Annotated in this window: 14 protein-coding genes and 1 CRISPR repeat array (1 of these 15 running past the window's edge); of the genes, 10 read left to right on the forward strand and 4 right to left on the reverse strand. The window is 62.3% G+C overall.

Annotated features, from left to right (window positions below):
* Positions 1 to 280: 280 nt before the first annotated feature.
* The 3 genes from EBL85_RS11140 to nfsB form a co-directional block, all read right to left on the reverse strand.
* On the reverse strand, positions 281 to 1,006 hold the full coding sequence (locus EBL85_RS11140) for an LrgB family protein (RefSeq protein ID WP_123142962.1): 726 nt from the start codon (positions 1,004 to 1,006) through the stop codon (positions 281 to 283).
* Positions 1,007 to 1,011: 5 nt separating this feature from the next.
* Entirely contained in the window at positions 1,012 to 1,380 is a 369-nt protein-coding gene (locus EBL85_RS11145) for a CidA/LrgA family protein (RefSeq protein WP_123141237.1), read from the reverse strand.
* 327 nt (positions 1,381 to 1,707) lie between these two features.
* Positions 1,708 to 2,361, reverse strand: coding sequence for an oxygen-insensitive NAD(P)H nitroreductase (gene nfsB, locus EBL85_RS11150; protein WP_123142944.1), 654 nt, complete (start codon positions 2,359 to 2,361; stop codon positions 1,708 to 1,710).
* Between the two features lie 335 nt (positions 2,362 to 2,696).
* Here nfsB and EBL85_RS11155 point away from each other — a divergent pair, with 335 nt between their 5' ends.
* Together EBL85_RS11155 and EBL85_RS11160 are read left to right on the forward strand one after the other, a co-directional pair.
* Entirely contained in the window at positions 2,697 to 4,310 is a 1,614-nt protein-coding gene (locus tag EBL85_RS11155) for a DUF2235 domain-containing protein (RefSeq protein ID WP_123142945.1), read from the forward strand.
* A 24-nt stretch (positions 4,311 to 4,334) separates the two neighbouring features.
* On the forward strand, positions 4,335 to 5,033 hold the full coding sequence (locus EBL85_RS11160) for a hypothetical protein (RefSeq protein WP_123142946.1): 699 nt from the start codon (positions 4,335 to 4,337) through the stop codon (positions 5,031 to 5,033).
* A gap of 109 nt (positions 5,034 to 5,142) precedes the next feature.
* Here the strand turns inward: EBL85_RS11160 and EBL85_RS11165 are convergent, their stop codons facing one another.
* Positions 5,143 to 5,949, reverse strand: coding sequence for a WYL domain-containing protein (locus EBL85_RS11165; protein ID WP_123142947.1), 807 nt, complete (start codon positions 5,947 to 5,949; stop codon positions 5,143 to 5,145).
* Positions 5,950 to 6,023: 74 nt separating this feature from the next.
* Here EBL85_RS11165 and EBL85_RS11170 point away from each other — a divergent pair, with 74 nt between their 5' ends.
* The 8 genes from EBL85_RS11170 to cas2 are packed head-to-tail and all read left to right on the forward strand — an operon-like array spanning position 6,024 to position 14,929.
* On the forward strand, positions 6,024 to 6,758 hold the full coding sequence (locus tag EBL85_RS11170) for a CRISPR-associated endoribonuclease Cas6 (protein WP_123142948.1): 735 nt from the start codon (positions 6,024 to 6,026) through the stop codon (positions 6,756 to 6,758).
* Positions 6,755 to 9,580, forward strand: coding sequence for a hypothetical protein (locus EBL85_RS11175; RefSeq protein WP_123142949.1), 2,826 nt, complete (start codon positions 6,755 to 6,757; stop codon positions 9,578 to 9,580). The genes EBL85_RS11170 and EBL85_RS11175 overlap by 4 nt, the downstream gene beginning before the upstream one ends.
* Before the next feature lie 15 nt (positions 9,581 to 9,595).
* The gene (locus tag EBL85_RS11180) at positions 9,596 to 10,579 is read left to right on the forward strand and encodes a type I-D CRISPR-associated protein Csc2 (protein ID WP_123141244.1); all 984 of its coding nucleotides are present in this window, start codon (positions 9,596 to 9,598) and stop codon (positions 10,577 to 10,579) included.
* Complete coding sequence (locus EBL85_RS11185; protein ID WP_123141245.1) at positions 10,576 to 11,205, forward strand: hypothetical protein; 630 nt, start codon at positions 10,576 to 10,578, stop codon at positions 11,203 to 11,205. The genes EBL85_RS11180 and EBL85_RS11185 overlap by 4 nt, the downstream gene beginning before the upstream one ends.
* Positions 11,196 to 13,151 (forward strand): DEAD/DEAH box helicase, encoded by a 1,956-nt coding sequence (locus EBL85_RS11190; RefSeq protein WP_123142950.1) that lies wholly within the window; start codon positions 11,196 to 11,198, stop codon positions 13,149 to 13,151. Before EBL85_RS11185 ends, EBL85_RS11190 begins: the two co-directional genes overlap by 10 nt.
* Entirely contained in the window at positions 13,108 to 13,656 is a 549-nt protein-coding gene (locus EBL85_RS11195; protein WP_123142951.1) for a Dna2/Cas4 domain-containing protein, read from the forward strand. The genes EBL85_RS11190 and EBL85_RS11195 overlap by 44 nt, the downstream gene beginning before the upstream one ends.
* Entirely contained in the window at positions 13,656 to 14,624 is a 969-nt protein-coding gene (gene cas1, locus EBL85_RS11200; protein WP_123142952.1) for a CRISPR-associated endonuclease Cas1, read from the forward strand. The genes EBL85_RS11195 and cas1 overlap by 1 nt, the downstream gene beginning before the upstream one ends.
* Before the next feature lie 2 nt (positions 14,625 to 14,626).
* The gene (cas2, locus tag EBL85_RS11205; RefSeq protein WP_123141249.1) at positions 14,627 to 14,929 is read left to right on the forward strand and encodes a CRISPR-associated endonuclease Cas2; all 303 of its coding nucleotides are present in this window, start codon (positions 14,627 to 14,629) and stop codon (positions 14,927 to 14,929) included.
* Positions 14,930 to 15,055: 126 nt separating this feature from the next.
* A CRISPR array of direct repeats spans positions 15,056 to 18,905; the repeat unit is 28 nt; unit sequence GTTACGAATCCCTATAAGGGGTTATGAG (it continues 1,047 nt past the right edge of the window).

The following is an 18,905-nucleotide window of genomic DNA, read 5'->3' on the forward strand; positions in this document are numbered from 1 at the left end:
CTACACGCCGCTCTTCCGATCTCATCGGCTTCGCCGGCAGCCGCCGCCGCAAGCACGCCTGATCCGCTGACCTCTCGTCAGCTCGCATGATCCGACGGCGGCCTCCGGGCCGCCGTCGGCGTTTGGGGAAGGGCCGCCAGCCGCCAGCCGCCAGTGGGCGTCTATACTCGATGCCTGCGCCCAATGCCCCGCAACCGCAAAGCTGCCAGAGGCGCGACGACGAGACAAACCACCTCCCCTCACTGGTGGCTGATCGCTGGTCGCTGATGGCTGATCCCCCCTACATCCCGAGCAGCGCCAAGCCGCGCGGCAGCAACGGCAGCAGCAGCGCGGTGAGCACCGCCGAGAGTCCCATCGCCAGACCCGCCATCGCGCCCTCGCGATGACCGAGCTGGAAGGCCCGGGCGGTCCCGATGCCGTGCGCGGCGGTGCCCAGGGCCACCCCGATCACCGCCGGATCGCGGATCCCCAGACGGCGCAGCACCCCGACCCCGAACAGCGCCCCGACCAGGCCGGTGAGCACCACCAGGGCGGCGGTCAGCGCCGGGATGCCGCCGAGCTTCTCGGCGATCCCCATCGCCACCGGCGTGGTCACCGACTTGGGCGCGAGCGAGAGCAGCACCGCGCGATCCGCGCCGAGGGCCGCCGCCAGCCCCACCGCACTGACGACCGCCACCACCGCCCCGACCACCAGGGCAACCGTGATCGACAGCGCCAGCACGTGTAGCTCGGCGCGCAGCCGATAGAGCGGGATGGCCAGCGCCACGGTCGCCGGACCGAGCAGGAAGTGGATGAACTGGGCACCGTCGAAGTACTGCGCATAAGGCGTGTCGGTGAGCACCAGCAGCCCGATCAGGGTCGCGATGCTCAGCACCACCGGATTGAGCAGCGCCAGCCCCCCGCACCAGGCCTGGAGCCTGCGCGCGCCGAGCCACACCAGCAGGGTGAGGGTCAGCCAGAACAGCGGCCGCGCGGCGAGATAGACCCATAGCGTCTCGAGCGGCATCTCGGTCACGACCGCGCCCTCGCCGCCCGTACTCGGCGCACCACCCACAGCGTGCCCTGCATGGCCAGCGCCGTCGCCACCAGGGCGATCAGGGTACCGAACAACAGCGCCGCGCCCAGCGCCTGCCAGTGGGCATAGAGCAGCTCCCAGTGGACCATCACCCCGACTCCGGCGGGGATGAACAGCAGCGGCAGATGCGCGAGCAACCCGTCGGCGGTCTCGGCAACGCGCGCGGCGAGCCCGCCGCGCACCACCAGCAGCAGGAACAGCAACAGCATCCCCAGCACCGGCCCGGGAAGCGGCCACCCGAACAGCAGGACGAGACTCTCGCCCAGCAGCTGACAGGTCAGGATCAGGGTCAGGGCCTCAATCATCTCGATAAGGACTCGCGTTCATGGAAGGTTGAAAACGATCGGCATCACGCGAGTGGCGCGACGGAATGGTTGACGAAGCGGGCAAAGACAGAAAACACGGAATGTACACGTCGAGATGATTGACACCCCTGTTAAAACTGATCTCACGGCAAGAAAAGCCGAGTTCGAGACAAAATTCGCACACGTAAAGACTAAAAATGTTGAGTAAGCACCGATTCAGCGGCGCTGAGCGCCTTGTCAATCGGCCCAAAACAGAACACCAAAAGTTTACGTCGAATTAATTTACGACCATAAAAAACAAAATCTTACGCTCAATCCATCTTGGATTCACAAATCACTGAACACTTCCTGTTCCTGAAGTCGCGATTTCGGCAGTCCTGCGTTGAAGTCGGTCTCGGCGCGATAGCCGAGCGCGACCAACACCACGGCACTCAGCCCACGCTCGCGCAGCCCCAGCTCGACATCGAGTACCTCGCGATTGAAACCCTCGATCGGGCAGGCATCGATGCCCAGGGTCGCCGCGCCGAGCAGGAGCGAACCCAGCGCCAGATAGACCTGCTTCTCGGCCCACTGATCGAGATCGCCCAGCTCATCGCGATGCAGTCCGACATAGAACCCCCGGGTGGCCCGCTGACGCGCCTCGGCCTCCTCGGTCGGGAAGCGACCATCGGCGCGCTCCTGTGCCAGCAGGTGTTCGAGATAGTCGTCATCGATCTCGGTGCGTGCGCAGAGGACGACCACGTGCGAGGCATCGACGATCTTCGGCGTGTTGTAGGTGTGGCCGGCCTCGGTGGACATGCTCACCCGCGCCTTGCCGGACTCGGTGGCGGCGATGACGAAGTGCCACGGCTGGGCGTTGACCGACGAGGGGGCATTGCGCAACAGCGCGCGCAGCGTCTCGATTTCGGCCTCGGGGATCCGACGCTCGGGGTCGAAGGCCTTGGTGGCATGACGGGTCTGGGCGTAATGGGCAATGTTCATCGGCATCGAGCACGCGATCAGAGCGTGCCTCCTCGGGAAGATCAGTCACAGACACAAGGCTCCGGCGGGCGCCGAGCGCGTGTGCCACTCAAATAGGGCGTCACCGACCTGGGGGCGGGCGGGACCGGTCCGGTCGGCAGGCTACCAGATCCAGCAAGCGCGAGGCGATAGGGCGCGGCGGCGGTTGCTGCACGTCGCCCTCGGGCAGGTGGCGCGAGGACATCGGGTGATGGGCGCGAGCAAAGAAACCTTTTCGTGTACACAAAACCTCTGCAAGCCTATGCTTTCAGTCGTCAGCGTCAGCAACACAACTGCAGGTACACGAGGACCCACGCATGAAACGGCTCATCGTCTGCTGCGACGGCACCTGGCAACATCTCGAATCCGACTACCCCACCAATGTCGTCCAGCTCGCCCAGGCGATACGGACACAATGCGACGACAGCACGACCGAACAGGTCGTCTATTACGACGAGGGTGTCGGCGCCGAGGGCGGCATCGGCGCGCTCAGCCGCGAGTTCACCGCCATCATCGGCGGCGCCTTCGGGCGCGGGATCGACAAGAACATCATGGACGCCTACCGCTTCCTGGTGCTCAACCACCAGCCCGATGACGAGATCTATCTGTTCGGCTTCAGCCGCGGCGCCTATACGGTGCGCAGCCTCGCCGGACTGATCGGCGCCGCCGGCCTGCTGCAGCGTCATCAGCTGCGCTATATCCGCGAGGCCTACGAGTTCTATCGCGACCCCGACGCAGACAGCGACGAGGTCGCCCGTTATCGCGCGTTTCGCGACCGTCACAACCCGCAACCTGCACCGATCCGTCTGCTCGGCTGCTGGGACACGGTCGGCAGCCTCGGCTTCCCCGACGTCATCCCCGGACTGACCCTCGACCGTGCGCTCAACCGCCGCTACCGCTTCCACAACAACCGCATCGGCGCGCACGTCGAACAGGTCGCCCATGCCGTCGCGATCGACGAGGCCCGCGCTCAATTCATGGTCACCCTCGCCGATGCCGATGACCCGACCCGCACCCAGGTGCGCGAGACCTGGTTTCCCGGCGACCACGGCTGCATCGGTGGCGGCAGCTTCGTCAAGCGCGGACTCTCGAGCATCACCCTGCGCTGGATGCTCGAGCAGGCCGGCGATCTCGGTCTGGAGAGCGACACCCGGCACATCGAGGTCGATGTCAGCCGTCACTTCAAGCACCATGAACCGGTCCTCGAGGGTCTGGCCCCCGAGGATCCCTGCATCTTCGTCGACGACGACATCCCCTTCCCCTACACCGCGGGCGAACGCGACCCGGCGCGCCTGCAGCGCGAGACACGTCCCCGGCTCCATGCCCACGCCCCGCATCAGCAGGTGGACCTCCATACCAGCGTCGGCCAGCGCTGGCGCGACTGCGCCTGGTGGCGACCGCAGCCACTCGCCCCCTTCGCCGCGACCCTTGATCGCTGGGCCGAGGACCATCCCAACCCGCTCACCGAACTGCCGGCCGACGGTCACCTCGCCCCAGGCCAGGAGGTCGAGATCGAGGTCGCCGCCCGCACCCGCGATCTCGCCGACCAGCCCTGGCGGCTCCATCTCGAGGCCGGCGCAACCTACACCTTCGCACTCAGTCCGACCCAGGTCTGGCAGGACGGCGAGCTGCCACCCTGCTCGGCCGACGGCTGGGACCGACAGGATCTGCGCGGCCTGCGCCGCCTGCTCCGCCCGGTGATCCATCTGTTCGAGAACCAGCGCCAGCACCCCGAGGCGAACTGGTTCGAGCTGGTCGGCGAGATCCGAGAGGACAGCGGCGCCCGCCACCACTTCCGCCTCGGCGCCCATCCGGCCGAACGCTTCCAGCCACCGGCAAGCGGCATGCTGCTGTGCTACGCCAATGATGCGCCGGATCATTACGACAACAACGCGGGGCAGATTCGGCTGAGGATCAGCCGGCTGAGCTGACCCCCTGCTCGGGAAGCCTGCGACATGACACTCGACATCTCACCGCTGCTGATCGGTCATCCCGCATCCTGGCTCGTCCTCGCCGGGTTGCTCCTGCTGCTGCTCGCCCTGACCGGCAGGATCGGGCGCTTGCTCGAACTCTCCCGCGCCCGCCAGCGAGCTGCCTTGCTGATCGGCGCCGCGCTGACCCTGAGCGGGTTGCTGCTGTATCCGCCGGTGCACCCGGAGCACCCATCCGACAGCACACCCGCTGCGACAGCAGCGCCCCAGGCCGTCGAGTGTCGAGCGACGAGCGGCCCCGGAGACATACCGCCGGCCATCGCCATCGAGGCCCTGCTGGTCGCGGTCAACCACAGCGCCAGGCTGGTCGAGGCCGATCAGCCGCTGGCAGCCAAGCCAGGCGACCTGCTCGCCGTCGAGTCGGTCACCCTCTGCGTCCCGACGACGGCGGACGCCCGAGCCGGCAGCGCCCATGTCGAGTTCGCGCCGGTCGACACCCGGGGTCGGACGATCACCTCGGCCATCGCCGCAACCCGCGGTCGAACCCTGATCCCGGGCCGTCAGACCCTGCCGGGTCCGGGCAGGCAATGGCGGATCGGCACCGACTGGCGCCACCTCTCGGTCACGCTCGTGCACTACCCGGACGGCGGCGGCACCGCCAACCCCGGCTGCGAGCAAGGCGCCTGCGAGATCGACGACCGACTGACCTTGCCCTTCGACTGAAAAACCCTCCCTGCCCGCGAGATCGACGGCGACCCGACCGGGTCGTCGCGGGTCTCGCCCCCCATCGCCCGCCACCGCGGCGCCATACCGGTCCAACGCCGCGCAGCACTCAACTCGTATCGACCTCGACCCACCGGGGCACACCGAAGCGCCAATCGTTGCGGCAAAGACGCCTCCGCACATAGTGCTGCAGCGCCACGCGCACGCCAGGAACACGCAACAGCTCGCCGTTCACGGGAAGAAAGTCCAGCCTGAGCGCTTCCTGAGCGGCCTGCGGCAAATCGGGGTTGATCTCGAAGGTCAGCTCTTGCTGACAATGCCAATCATGATCCTCTTCGCTCGACATCCCCCGCTCATCGCTTGGAGCGGCCTCCATCACTCGGCTCAGGACGAAATCGAGAAACCTGGATGAGTCGTGGCAATACGCCCGGAAGTGATAACGACCGTCGGCGAACACCAGGTGATGCGGTGAGATCAGGCGGGAACGCGTCCTGCTTTTCGACCAGTAGCCGATCTCCACGGCCCTTTCCTGTCGGAGCGCCTCGAGCACGACACGCAGCGCGCCAGGGGCATAGAGGGGACGGACCAGCATGTCGGCATCCTGAAAGGGCAGATCACTCCAGTCCCGCTCCTCATAGAAATAACCGAGGTGATTGACGGCACGCTGATAGTCGAGAAATCGCGCGACATCGTCGCGAATGTAGACCGCCTCGAAGCTCTCTGTCGCGACCTGACGACGCAGGCGTCGATCATGGCGCATCTGCCCCGGATGCTCTCGTTGATAGGCCTGGATCGTGCCTTGGGCATTCTGGCGAGCGATACCGAACTCCTGGGCAAGCTCTTTGGCGGTGAACCCGCCGCCCCATAAAAGGCGGGTCTCGATGAAAGCGAAGCGCCTAATAATGTCATGTTTCATGTCAGGCAATGCATTGCTTATGGTTGATGCTTTTGCTTACACTCAAAGTGTAGCTTCCATCAAGGGATATCGCCATGGACATGCACAGGGTTCGCTTACAGCTTCGACCTGGAGAGCAGGCGGACTACCGTCATCAAGACCTCATCCACGACACCCTAATCAACGCCTGGATCGAGAGCGGCGCCCGGCCGGATCAGGTCATCGGCGCATCGGCCCAACCGTGGACCTTTGCCCCGCTCGGCTTCCACAACCAGCACCAAGGGCGGGCTCACACCCTGGTCGTCTCTACCCCGAGCGCGGAGCTGGCCGCGATTCTGGCTGCATTCGAGACCGGCGCACTGCGCCATGCGCGCACCACAACGGGCGAGTTGCTCGACTTCACCTCGGCAACCGTCGTGCACGAGTCACCACCGATGCTGCCCGAGCAAGCCACGCTAGGTGTTCTCACCCTCTCCCCCATCGCGATCCGGGACCGCTCGGTACCCGGCAAGCGTTGGCATACACGCCTCGACGCCTTCGACCTCTCTGCGGCGGTCAACACACGCCTGAGCCGTATCGCCGGCCGTGAGGTCGCCTTGGAGGTTCATCCCGACAGCCTCTACCTGCGCGCCAACCCTCGGCACTCGGTGCTGGTGAGCACCAAACGCATGCGTAATGGACACTCGGCCTTCGTCATCGGGATGAGCGCACCTCTGGTGCTCGCCGGCAGCCGCGAGGACCTGCTCCTGGCCTGGTATGCGGGCCTCGGCGAGAAGACCCGCAACGGATTCGGCTGCATCGGTCTGGCCGAGGACGGGGTGGGACGATGAGCGATTCACTCACCCTGGCCAGCCAAGTGGCCGCAGACGTCTATCAGGCGTTGATGACCGAAGTCGTCGAGCCTTTCGTCTTGAAAGACCGCAAGGGTCACGTGCTCGATCAGAAGAAACAGAGGGATCTGAGCGCGGGAAAGATCATCGACACGCGGGTCGTGCACCTCATGTCCATCAGCGGCAAGGGAGGATATGACCCCGACCCCGTCAAGAATGCGCGCTATGCCGAAAGCGCCAACATCACCCTGCTCGATCACCTGCTCTCGGTGACGCGTGGCGCCCTGATCTTCGCCGCGCTCGACATCCTGGAGCGTACCCCGGACATCGACCTGGATGGACTGCGTGCAGAGCTGCGTATCCTGGCGGCCCTCGCCTTCATGCATGACGTCGACAAGGATCTCTGTCTTCCACGTGGCACGCTGCTGTCACTGGAGGCAATCGCCGAGCGTTGGGCGCGATACGGGCTCGACCAGTTCACCGGCGATGCCCTGACAGCGGACCAGGTGCGATTTCTCATCGAGCATGTAGAAACCACCCAGGCGCATCGCAGCCCGCCGGCGGAGTATCCGCCCCGGCGTTTCTCGAGCTTGATGCGCTATGTCGCGCTGGCCGACAAGCTCGACGGACTCTGGCTCAAGGAAGGCATCGATGCGGTGCTGGAGCGTCTGCGCAAGGACGGCGCACTCGACAGCGACCTGCTGCGTCACTGGACACTGATCGACCTGTTCGATCCGCACCACCCCTTTCTCGTCGATGAACTGCAGCGTGCCCTGTCCGCCTGCTGTAAACCCGTTCCGCCACTCATCGAGGGGCATCAGGACGGGCGGCTGGTCATGCTGGTTCCCGCCGCGCAAGCAAATGAGATCCGCGACACCGCAATCCGCAAGGTGCGACGGTTTCTCGGACGCAAGCTTTTCGGACTCCGCATCAATGTCTCGAATCGCGGTCTGCCTGAAATCCTGGACTCACAGCCGGACCATGAGCAACTGACGAACTTTCTCTCGTCGAAACTGAAAGGGCGCGACCTCGCCGCACTCTTCCGGGTCAAGTCGACCCTCGCCAACGAGGTCATCACCCGAGAACTCGACGGACTCCTTGGCTGCATCGGTCTGGAACCCAACTGGCCGAAGGGTCAGGGACAGACCATCACCCCCTACCCCAACCCAGAAGCCTTGTCGGGCAATGCACAACACGCCCTGAGATCGGCCGCACATCTCGCCCTGCTCCTCAACTACAAGGCGGTGAAACAACTGCCGAGCTATGACGCACGCGAGCAGGCCGTGCTCGATGTCATCGGAGAGGAGCGACCTGCCTGGTTGAGCGCGATCGAGGACGCCGCATCACGGCGCACCTTCACCAGCCTCTGGGCGACACAGCGCGCCACCACCAACCCGGACCTGTACGCCGATATTTGGGGGACTGGTGGGTTGCTGCACCACTGGCTGGAAGGCACGGACGATCAGCCCGGCCTGCGTGACAGCATCTTGGCTCAAGGAGAAGACCGCCTCGATGCAGTGGTGTCGCATTTTGCCGAGCGACTCGACAACAAGCGCATGGCAGCCCCATCGAACCAGGGTAAACGCTGCCTTATCACCGACATGCCGGTGCGCAAGGATGCGACGTTCAAAGACTCCGACAAGCTGTACGAGGTGAAGAAGTCCGCCTTCTCGGGACGAGACGGGCGGCTCGAGAACATCGACTCGGCCACCGGCGAAACGCACATTGCTCCAGTCTCCTATGCCGAGCATCGACTGCGCAGCGTCGTCCATGCCAATGCCGGTGGCAGGCCGGACGGCATTCCCACCCTGCTGTCCATGTCCTCGACGACCGGCCTGTTCGCCGGACTCGTGCTCGACAACGAGCGTGACTTCCAGTCGCTGTCGGTCTTCGATCTGGCGCGCGAGCAAGTGGCAAAGGGCAAGGTCTACTCGGGGCTGGGCGCCTATCGCCAGCGCTTCCGTGTCGCCCGCTTCGAACGCGTTCCAGTGAAGACAGAGGAGCAGACCGCACTGCTGCGCCTCTTGCTGCGCAGCGCGCTGCGGATCGGCCGCCCCCTGCACCTGTTTCGCGGACTGCCAACGAACGAAAAGGCCTTCTTCGCCTATGACGCCATGCCACGCCGACTGGCCGACCTGATCGGCGGTCGTCGACTGCGCATCGAGCAGGTTCCAGCAGCCATCGAACGCCTGGAGACGGCCCAGCTCATTCTGGACACCAATGGGTTGGGATTCGAGGTCTTCGACCGTTACACGCGACCCGCGACACGGTTGGGCGCAATCTGCCTGACCTGGTCGTCTCTGCACGAGGCGGCCAGGAGCGGGAAGCCGGATCGCACCCTGCGCTTCAAGCGCGAATTTGAGCAATGTATCGAGGAGAACAGCATGAGCGACACCGAAGCCCCATTGGTCAAGTTGGGACACGCGGCGGCCCGCATCCAGCAACGCCCGCACGGCAGTGCCTCCACGAACGAGGAGATGCTGACCTTCAACCTCTGCCTGAAAACGGCGATCGGTGCTTGGCGTCTGGGGCAACGCGACCCGGAATCACTCGCCATGGCAGTCGCCGGAGAACTCGAAACCAACCTGGCGCGCAAGAACAAGATCGCCAGCGCCAAGAATCGCCCCGAGGAAACGCTGGCGGATGCCTTTCTGTCCTTCGCGCAACTCTTCGTCGACGACGTCTGGTTCGGGGTCATGCAGGGGCGCCCCCCTGCCCAGAGCAGCCGCCGCATCCTCGGCAGTATCTACCGCATGTCGTTTCTGACCGCGCCACGCCCCAAGTCCGAGGCCACTGACGCACCCGCCGCAGCCAATTCATAAGCAAGGAGCCACCCCATGGAACGCTTGAACGACTATCTCGCCCCCCTGAACGGACTGCTCGAGAAAACCCAAGGTGACAACAGCGCCTATCTGCACCCGAAGCGCAAGAACCTCGGGAGCATCTCCCTGGTGCTGATCCGCGAGGCGATCGCGCCGGTGGTCTTCCGCAATGCCGAGCAAGAGATCACCGATATCGAGTTCAACGACGAGACCTACGTCCGCGCGGTGCCGAACAAGTTCAAATACCCGGAACGGGGGCGCGCACTACAGATCCTCCGCGCGATGGGCGCGGGTGGGCGCTATCCACAGAACCGTACCGTGATCCCCAAGAAGGCCAAGCCCTCCGAGTCCTTCGACCTGAACACCCTGGTGTTCGGCGACTCGGCAAACTCCGACAACAAGGTCCTGCCGGTACGGGCCGCGGTGAACTACTCCGACGGGCTCAGCCTGCGGCCCAAATATCTGTGTGTCGACGAAAGCTTCCACAACCGTGGGATGGAGGATGGCACCCTCTGGGACGCAGAGGACAACAAGAACACCGACAACCTCTTCAGCCGCCACTTCATCCGCCCCGGATCGCTGATGGTCCAGGTGCTTTCGACGCGCGGGAAGATGCTCCCCGCCATCGGACTCAAGCACCTGCTGCTGTCGGTCGGCATGGCCGGGAGCTACGGCGGTCAGACCTCGGTGACCGGCATCAACATCCGCACCCATTGCGTCGGGATCTACGCCGATAAATTCGAGAAGGCCGAGACCTCGCCCTACGAACTGATCAAGCACTTCGATCCGGCCGAGACGACCGACGTCGAGACCGCCACCGCACGACTGCACAACCTACTCGCCCCCCTGCACCAAACCGTCATCCCAGGACAGGAGGTCCAGGGATGGGTCGAGCAGCTCGTCGACGACTTCAACCAGCCTGGCGGCCGACTCGAGGCCGAATACAAGGAGGCCGCCACCGAGATCGCGCAGCTCTTCGACGGCTGGTTCGGAAAATGAGCCCGGCCATCGGACTGCGTGCCGAGACCCTGACACCGTTCGCCTATCACTCGCTGGCAGTTCAGGGTGGCACGGCCACCCTACCCGAGCTCATCAGCGACAACGCGCTGGCGTTCGGCCTGGCCGGCACACTGGGTTGGATGCGCGCGAGCGGCGCGCTCCCGGAGAAGGACTACCGTCGTGACCTGGGCGTCATGCCCTGGCGGGCGTCGCTGCTGATAGCCGACGATCCACGCTTGCTGCCGCCGCTGGCGCGCCGACTCAACCTGGAGGAGGAAGGCGGTTATCAGAAAAAGCTTCGCGATGTCACCTATAAGGGCAACCTGAAGCAATTCTGGACGACCCAAGAGGTGCCCCCGGGGGCCGTCTTCCGCGGCGCGCTCTTCGGCATTGATCCCTTCGAGGAGACAGGCCAGACAGCGCTCGTCATCAGAATCGGTCTGCATCGCAACGGCATGCTGAAACTCACCCGCGACGACAGCATCGAGCAGGTCCGGCTCAACGCCGCGACAGCGGCACTATTCGGGCGTGAGCTGGCGGTCGAGCGCTTCCTGCTCTACGGCTTGCAGCTCACGGAATGGATGCCGCTCACCCAGGCCGGAGAGGAGGTCGCCCGATGGACGTGATCATCGCCAGGCACTGCGTCGCGGCGGGAGAGGATGGACTCTCACCGCTGCAGCGCGACCTGATCGAGCACCCGGCACGGATACGCATCGCCGAGGCCCCCACGGGGGCCGGAAAGAGCTACGCCTTCCAGCGTGCGCTGCGCGATCGTGGACACCGTATCCTCTTCATCGTACCGACGCGACGACTGGCGCAGAACTTGGCCAACGGGCTGATCAACGACCTGCAGGATGCCGGTTGGAGCCGACAGAAGGCCGCACAAAGCGTGGCGATCTGGAGCAGCGACCAGACGGCGATCTTGAGAAGCCAGGGCGTGGCCAGCATCAACGGGGTTCGGCTGCTCCAGATGACGGACCTGGGCAGCTTCGATGGCGGCATGATCGTCGCTACCCCCGAGGTCGTCAGCGGCCTGCTGATCCGCCGCCGGGTGGAGGCTGGACAGGCGGGCGAAGGCGTGTTCGACATGCTGGAGCAGTTCGATCACATCGTCTTCGACGAATTCCACTCGATCGAGGCGCGTGGATTCGGTCTGGCGGCCCTGTTCGCCCGCCTTGCCACGGTTCAACTCGACAACCGGGTAGGGTTCGGGGTGTCGCGAATCAGCTTCCTCTCAGCGACACCACTCGACCTGAAACCAACCCTGGTGGATATCGGCATCCCCGAAGAGGCGATCGCCCTGCTGGGTGAGCGGATCGTCCCGGACGGCCGCCCGCTCCACGGCGACGTGCGCCTCTCGCTGGTCGATTCCCCAAGCCTTTACGACCTGATCCTCGACCACCTGAACGAGGTGGTCGAGGAACTGGCAGCGGGCCGTCAGGTCGTCATCGTCTACAACCGCCTGGTCGACCTGGAGAAGGACCTCCCGGGGCTGTCACGCAAGCTGCCCGAGGCCGGAATCGACCCCGCCCGGGTGCTGGTGATCAACAGTGTGCGTGACAGCACCGCCAAGGGCCGACATCAAGGAGGGTTCGCGATCGGTCGTCAACGCGACCCGCTCGCCTATGACCTGATCCTGGCAACCGCCAGCGTCGAGATGGGCGTGACCTTCCGCAATGCCGATTTCATGCTCATGGAACCGGGCTTCGAGGCAATGAGCTTCCTGCAACGCTACGGCCGCGCAGCCAGGCGCGGCGCGAACGGTCGCGTCATTGTGCGGATCGAAGAGCAGCGAAAACCCTGGCTGCGAGCCGTCGTGGACTGGGTCCGGGAGCAGCCCGGTGAGCGAAGCACGATCGCGGCACTGACCCAAGTACTCAGCCGATCCGTGCAGGCCGAGTTCTCGCCTCACAATACCGCCAGCACCTTCGGCCAGCTATCCAGTCAGGCGAAGTGGTGTACCGCGCTTTATTGGTCAGTGCTGCTGGAGCACGCAAGCAACCGTCAGCCCCGCCGAGGCCACCTGCTCGCCCACCAACCCAAGGGCGCCGGCGCGTTCTACCGGCTGGAGCAGAGGGTACGTCAACTGGCCGACGAACCGGGTCTGACCGAGCAGGTCAACCACTGGCTGAAGCTGTTCCATGCCCAGGCATTCGATCTACGCACGATCGAGCCGAAGATCCGAGTGGTCAGCGATACCGGCGAGGCATACGACTATCCCAAAGTCTGGCTGCAACGGGAAACGGAGGTATTCGAGCGCGGCATCGAGACGGGCGACGAAATCCACATCCAGGGCGGCCTCGACGACTACTGGCGCGAGGACAAGGATCATCACGCCAAACGCGACTGGATCTGCCACTTCCCTCACACCACGCGAACCCTGAGGTTGCCCTGCGATGAGCGCCTGGTCAATCGCTGGTGTGACGAGCTGGAAGACATCGACCCTTATGAATTCGACTGGGAGGATCACCCCCAGGCACTGGAGGCCGTGAAAAAGCTTGTTCGCCTAACCGGACTGGTACCCGGACATGACCCCGAGATTTCACTGGACGCAGTCAGCGGCGTTCTCTGAGCGTGTCGACCGATTGAACCTGCACGGACTGCACTTTCAGCACATCAACCTGTGTCGGCGGCGAGCCTGGATGTACCTGCACCGGATCAACTTCGCCCAGTGGAACTGTCGCGTCGCAACCGGGCTGGCACATCAGGAAACCCGTTACAAACGCGACCGTTCGACGATCGGCCTGTTCGGTCTGGCCCCGGATCGGCTCGACTGGGAGCAGGCCATCGTGTTCGAGAACAAGGGAACCGGTGGAGCCCAAATCGCCGTCGACCGCCAGGTCGGCTACTACGCAGTCATGCTGTCCATCGCCACGGGGCGCGCCTGGACGGCACGGATACAGGTGCTGACAAACCGACGCTGGCGTGAAGTCGCGCTCGACCCAGCCCTGCTCGATGGGCTCTGGCACGACAGCCTCGCCCTCGAACGGCTCAGCCAGTCGGAGCAGGTTCCCGAAGCATCGAAAATCGGCCTGTGCGCCAGTTGTTCATTGGCACCTTTCTGCGGGTATGACTGATGGAAACGCTCTTCGTCACGCGTAACGCCACACTCAGGCAGCACGAAAACACCTTGTCGATCATGATCGACGGACGCAAGCGCTCACTGCCGATCGAAGCAGTCGGGCATCTGGTACTACTCGGCGAGAGCCGCCTGAACAGTCGCCTGTTGACGCTGTGCGGCAAGCACGGTGTGCGCCTATCGGTATTCGACTACTACGGTTACTGCAAGGGCAGCTTCGAACCACTCGACCGCAACCCAGCGGGCATGGTCAAGCTCAAGCAGGCAGAGCTGTTACTGGACGAGCGAAAACGTATTGCCGTCGCTCGGGAGATCGTTCGCGGCGCGGCTCACAACATGCTCGCCAATCTGCGCTACTACCACTACCGAGGAATTAAGGCGCTGGGTGACATCATCACCAAGATGCAACGTCTGATGGACAAGATCGGCAAGGCCGACAGCAGCCCCACCTTGATGGGAATCGAGGGCAACCTGCACGAGCTGTACTACAGCGGCTGGCGACACATCGATCCGGCGCTGGATTTCACGCCGCGAGTAAGACGGCCGCCGAACAATCCGGTCAACTGCCTGATCTCCTTCCTCAATCAGCTCACTTATACCGTCACCCGGCACGAGACAAGCAAGACCCATCTCGAGGAGACCTTCAGCGTACTGCACGCCCCGGGCCACGGACGCGCGTCACTGAGCCTGGACCTTTCCGAGCCCTTCAAGCCAGTGCTTGCCGATATGCTCATCTTCCGCATGGCACGCCGCAAGATGCTCGGCGACAACTGGTTCTCCATCAACCAGGGAGTCTGCCTGCTGACGGAGACTGGGCGTCGCCATGTCAGCGAACTGTTCACACAACGCCTTGAAGAGCAATACTCCGGGCACAGCTTCAGGCAGTGGATCTATCGTGAAGCACTTGGACTCGAACGACAGGTTCTCGAGGTTTCCGAGTACGAATCATTCAAGCGGCGGGCTTAATCATGTTCATGCTCGTCACGTATGACGTCGAAGCGAAACGGACCAGAATTTTCAGAAAAATCCTGAAGCGCTATCTCAACCACGAACAATATTCTGTTTTCTCTGGAGACATGACCGAAGCGGAAGCCGTGCGCTTGCGCCAAGAGCTGAGCGCAGCCATGCTCCCAGAGGACAGAATCACCGAAATCACAGCAGAAAACCGCAAGAATGTAGAGGTCACCCACTTGATCAAGGCAAAATCCGGCAAAGGAGCAGTCAGTCGTAAAGCGGACACCAGACACAAGACCGATTACGGCGTCTTGTAGCCCCCAGACTTCTATCGCCTGTGAAGTTTCCAACTACAGACTCCGACGCACGGCCATCAGCCTCTACACAAAGAAAGTCAACACAAACATCGTTCAACACTACAGGAAACACATCAAAATCGAGGGGTTACGAATCCCTATAAGGGGTTATGAGGTGCGGGGAGTACGATGCTCAACATGAGCATCCGTGGTTACGAATCCCTATAAGGGGTTATGAGGCCTTCTTGCTGTTGAGCGCCCCGCACTTGGGGCACGTTACGAATCCCTATAAGGGGTTATGAGAGCGCCATGGCGCTGTGTGGCGACAACTTTTTCGACGTTACGAATCCCTATAAGGGGTTATGAGCCACGAAAAGGGAGGGGTGACAGCGGCGCGGCGGCGGTTACGAATCCCTATAAGGGGTTATGAGTACGTTGAGGACGTGACCGAGGGCGTCAACGCCTACGTTACGAATCCCTATAAGGGGTTATGAGCTGGTTTGGCGCCTTGTGGCAGGGCGTCAAAGACAAGTTACGAATCCCTATAAGGGGTTATGAGGTCGGCGAGCAGGGCGCGGGCGAAGGGTTGAGCCATGTTACGAATCCCTATAAGGGGTTATGAGATCAGCGGGTTGGCGCCGAGGCGAGAGGCCATGTCCGTTACGAATCCCTATAAGGGGTTATGAGGGTGGAGATGGCGACGGCACCGGCGACGGCGATGGTGTTACGAATCCCTATAAGGGGTTATGAGAGGTTGGTACAGGCGGTGACACAGGCGGTGACACAGGTTACGAATCCCTATAAGGGGTTATGAGACGGGCGAGGATGACGACGGACGCCGCATCGCGTTCGTTACGAATCCCTATAAGGGGTTATGAGAGACCAGGCTCAGGACTCTTGACGAATCCGCCACACGTTACGAATCCCTATAAGGGGTTATGAGCGGATTCACTGACTTCTTGCGCCATGCCGACGATCCGTTACGAATCCCTATAAGGGGTTATGAGAAAGCCCGGCTCGCAATCAATGCCCTGACACTCGCGGGTTACGAATCCCTATAAGGGGTTATGAGACACAGCCCGGGGCTCGCGTGCTCCGGATCAGTAAGGTTACGAATCCCTATAAGGGGTTATGAGGACGAGCAACGCCTTGCCGTCGGCACGAGCGTTGGTGTTACGAATCCCTATAAGGGGTTATGAGGGGTACACCCGGACGGTCGTCGACCTGTTCGGGATCGTTACGAATCCCTATAAGGGGTTATGAGGTGTATGATTGGCGGAGCGCACCACGCGCCCTGCTGGTTACGAATCCCTATAAGGGGTTATGAGACCGCCGGGTCTAACACTGGGAGATCCCCAGATCCTGTTACGAATCCCTATAAGGGGTTATGAGGACTGGGAGCCGCTGGCGGTCGACCCCACCACCCTGGTTACGAATCCCTATAAGGGGTTATGAGAGCATCAGCGAATTCTTCGACGCCCTCCCGCTAATCGTTACGAATCCCTATAAGGGGTTATGAGCGTGCTCGGTCACTGCGTTCCCTCGATTGATTTGATGTTACGAATCCCTATAAGGGGTTATGAGGCAACGTCGGGTGCTATACTCATCCACGTCATCATTGTTACGAATCCCTATAAGGGGTTATGAGCGGCTTGCCAGCTCCAGCGCCGCGCTCGCAGCCTGGTTACGAATCCCTATAAGGGGTTATGAGTGAGCGAGCGCAGCGAGTGAAGGGTTGCCGCGAATGGTTACGAATCCCTATAAGGGGTTATGAGGCTTCCGCCCTTATCGACTTCCGCCCACTACTCCCAGGTTACGAATCCCTATAAGGGGTTATGAGGTCTGTCTGAGTGCCTGCGATTTCATTGGCAAACATGTTACGAATCCCTATAAGGGGTTATGAGCCCCCACCAGCAGCTCGCGCTGTACGCGGTACTCCTGTTACGAATCCCTATAAGGGGTTATGAGATCCAGCGGTATATCGCGAGCTACGATGGCGCGGCAGGTTACGAATCCCTATAAGGGGTTATGAGGTGGTTTGCCCGGTCAGGCGCGACAAGTGTTCAGCCGTTACGAATCCCTATAAGGGGTTATGAGTCCCCGACGGCGAGGACACGCCCGAGGCCCGCGCCGGTTACGAATCCCTATAAGGGGTTATGAGTACGTCAGTCCTCAAGGGAGGCGACCAGGGCCTCCTGTTACGAATCCCTATAAGGGGTTATGAGGGAGTCTGACGCCGCCTATCTGGCGGATTGGTCCGAGTTACGAATCCCTATAAGGGGTTATGAGCTCGACGACCTCGCCAGACCGAGCGACCCGATAGTGCGTTACGAATCCCTATAAGGGGTTATGAGACAGCAACGTCGGCTGGTCCACCTGCACGCGGATGAGTTACGAATCCCTATAAGGGGTTATGAGCTCACGTCCGCCAGTGCTGCCGCGCTCGATAGCGCCGTTACGAATCCCTATAAGGGGTTATGAGGATCACCAATCCGTCCAGGCGGCGATACACGGTATCGTTACGAATCCCTATAAGGGGTTATGAGGTCGCCGAGGCCCGGCAGGGGGTTCAGGCCCTCCGGGTTACGAATCCCTATAAGGGGTTATGAGGGCGATGGGGGCGGCGATGCGCTCGTGGAGACCGGTGTTACGAATCCCTATAAGGGGTTATGAGCCCCTCGAGTTCGATATGGCGTTCGGCACCGGCGACGTTACGAATCCCTATAAGGGGTTATGAGCTGGCCGACTGGACCGCCGCGACCGGCAGCGCCACGGTTACGAATCCCTATAAGGGGTTATGAGCGACGCGCCCCGTCCGGCCCCGTCGCCTCCGGCGCGGTTACGAATCCCTATAAGGGGTTATGAGCCGCGCCCACCGGCGGCAACCATCACCGCCCCCAGCGTTACGAATCCCTATAAGGGGTTATGAGTCGATCCGCCCGGCCTCGCGAAGCGCACGGAGCGCGGTTACGAATCCCTATAATGGGTTATGAGCTTTCCTGGCGCGCGGTTTTAGCGTTGATGCCGCACGTTACGAATCCCTATAAGGGGTTATGAGGCTACAACATCCAGCTGCGCGACTCCGAGGGCCAGGTTACGAATCCCTATAAGGGGTTATGAGCTGACCGGCAGCCAGGTCGAGTGCGGGCAGTGCCTCGTTAAGAATCCCTATAAGGGGTTATGAGTCCGTGATCCACGGCCCGGGAGTGTGTTGGTTGCTCGTTACGAATCCCTATAAGGGGTTATGAGATCATGTCGCTCGGGCTGGTGGTGATGACGTGGGCCGTTACGAATCCCTATAAGGGGTTATGAGCGTGGCTGATCCATCTCGCCCAGGCGCTGCACAAACGTTACGAATCCCTATAAGGGGTTATGAGATGCCGCCCGCGTCTCCGGCGTGCGGCTCACGTGGAGGTTACGAATCCCTATAAGGGGTTATGAGATCGGCGCGCTCGGCGTCGAAAACACCACCATCCGCGTTACGAATCCCTATAAGGGGTTATGAGGCCCAGCGCAGCAGGACTCGATAGCTCGACTCAGCGAGTTACGAATCCCTATAAGGGGTTATGAGGCGCGGTGTTCGATGCGAGCAAGTACTTCGGCGACGGTTACGAATCCCTATAAGGGGTTATGAGTCCTGTATCCGGTAAACCGGATACCGGAGGTGGTGCGTTACGAATCCCTATAAGGGGTTATGAGGGCGGCATACGGCGCGCCGAGCGGATAGAGGGGCGCGTTACGAATCCCTATAAGGGGTTATGAGTCGGACGTCGAGCGCGTCGTGGTCATGAAATCGGCCGTTACGAATCCCTATAAGGGGTTATGAGAACATGGGCATCACCCTGCGCACCTACCGGCGCCACGTTACGAATCCCTATAAGGGGTTATGAGACCGTCGGCGGCGCGGTATAGCTGGCGGCCATCGGCGTTACGAATCCCTAAAGGGGTTATGAGTCGTCGAGCGCCTTGGGCGCGACAGAGACCTCTCTGGTTACGA

Source organism: Marichromatium sp. AB32 (assembly GCF_003718675.1).
GTDB lineage: Bacteria > Pseudomonadota > Gammaproteobacteria > Chromatiales > Chromatiaceae > Marichromatium > Marichromatium gracile.

What these genes read in the sequence shown, in the direction of transcription:
- EBL85_RS11165 (WP_123142947.1), bottom strand. Translation starts at nt 5,949, where the DNA reads ATGAAACATGACATTATTAGGCGCTTCGCTTTCATCGAGACCCGCCTT.
- EBL85_RS11175 (WP_123142949.1), top strand. Translation starts at nt 6,755, where the DNA reads ATGAGCGATTCACTCACCCTGGCCAGCCAAGTGGCCGCAGACGTCTAT.
- cas1 (WP_123142952.1), top strand. Translation starts at nt 13,656, where the DNA reads ATGGAAACGCTCTTCGTCACGCGTAACGCCACACTCAGGCAGCACGAA.
- EBL85_RS11185 (WP_123141245.1), top strand. Translation starts at nt 10,576, where the DNA reads ATGAGCCCGGCCATCGGACTGCGTGCCGAGACCCTGACACCGTTCGCC.
- EBL85_RS11155 (WP_123142945.1), top strand. Translation starts at nt 2,697, where the DNA reads ATGAAACGGCTCATCGTCTGCTGCGACGGCACCTGGCAACATCTCGAA.
- EBL85_RS11170 (WP_123142948.1), top strand. Translation starts at nt 6,024, where the DNA reads ATGGACATGCACAGGGTTCGCTTACAGCTTCGACCTGGAGAGCAGGCG.
- EBL85_RS11190 (WP_123142950.1), top strand. Translation starts at nt 11,196, where the DNA reads ATGGACGTGATCATCGCCAGGCACTGCGTCGCGGCGGGAGAGGATGGA.
- nfsB (WP_123142944.1), bottom strand. Translation starts at nt 2,361, where the DNA reads ATGAACATTGCCCATTACGCCCAGACCCGTCATGCCACCAAGGCCTTC.
- cas2 (WP_123141249.1), top strand. Translation starts at nt 14,627, where the DNA reads ATGTTCATGCTCGTCACGTATGACGTCGAAGCGAAACGGACCAGAATT.
- EBL85_RS11195 (WP_123142951.1), top strand. Translation starts at nt 13,108, where the DNA reads ATGACCCCGAGATTTCACTGGACGCAGTCAGCGGCGTTCTCTGAGCGT.
- EBL85_RS11140 (WP_123142962.1), bottom strand. Translation starts at nt 1,006, where the DNA reads ATGCCGCTCGAGACGCTATGGGTCTATCTCGCCGCGCGGCCGCTGTTC.
- EBL85_RS11145 (WP_123141237.1), bottom strand. Translation starts at nt 1,380, where the DNA reads ATGATTGAGGCCCTGACCCTGATCCTGACCTGTCAGCTGCTGGGCGAG.
- EBL85_RS11180 (WP_123141244.1), top strand. Translation starts at nt 9,596, where the DNA reads ATGGAACGCTTGAACGACTATCTCGCCCCCCTGAACGGACTGCTCGAG.
- EBL85_RS11160 (WP_123142946.1), top strand. Translation starts at nt 4,335, where the DNA reads ATGACACTCGACATCTCACCGCTGCTGATCGGTCATCCCGCATCCTGG.